Source organism: Edwardsiella ictaluri ATCC 33202, assembly GCF_000264785.1.
In the GTDB taxonomy this organism is placed as follows: Bacteria; Pseudomonadota; Gammaproteobacteria; order Enterobacterales; family Enterobacteriaceae; genus Edwardsiella; species Edwardsiella ictaluri.
In genome coordinates this window covers 1-512 of sequence record NZ_AFJI01000067.1, presented here as the reverse complement: position 1 = coordinate 512, position 512 = coordinate 1, and the positions used below count along the sequence as shown (strand labels likewise).

Genomic DNA, 512 nt, shown 5'->3' with positions numbered 1-512 from the left:
TGGTCAAGGTTCGGGTCGTAGACCTGGCGGCGCGTCTCGCGCTGGACGATGGGCGGCCGAGGGCCGGTGTAGCGGCCTGGCTTGAGGGCGTAATGGCGGCCGTTGCGGGTCAGGTATCCGGCGTTTTGGAGGTCGATGAAGTAGCGCTGAACGGTGCTGGGCGAGACGGTCGTGCCCGAGGCCGCCACCGATGCGGCGATCTGCTCCGGGGTCGCTGGACCGAGGATTCGCAACGTCCGCCAGACCGCCTCGGTGGTGTATCCCTGCTGGGATGGCTTGCCATCGGCGTTCAGGTTCGGTGCCTCGACGCCGTTGTCGCGGACCAGCTGGAAAACGACCTCTTCGCCGCGCTTGAATCCCCGGATCGCCTCGACGTAGCCGCCCAGGCGCAGGCAGGCGACATACTTCTCGACAGTCTTGTCGTGCTGGTTGGAGCGGCGCGCCACGCGGTAGACGGTGAACTCTTCGCGGTTGGCCCGGATGACTTCCCACATCTGCTGGCGGGGGCTCTT

The 512-nt window shown here is 66.8% G+C and carries 1 protein-coding gene; it reads right to left on the bottom strand.

What is annotated here, in order from left to right:
- A partial coding sequence (locus tag EIEH_RS10370) for an IclR family transcriptional regulator (protein WP_035609455.1) occupies nucleotides 1-512 on the bottom strand: 512 nt, incomplete at both ends.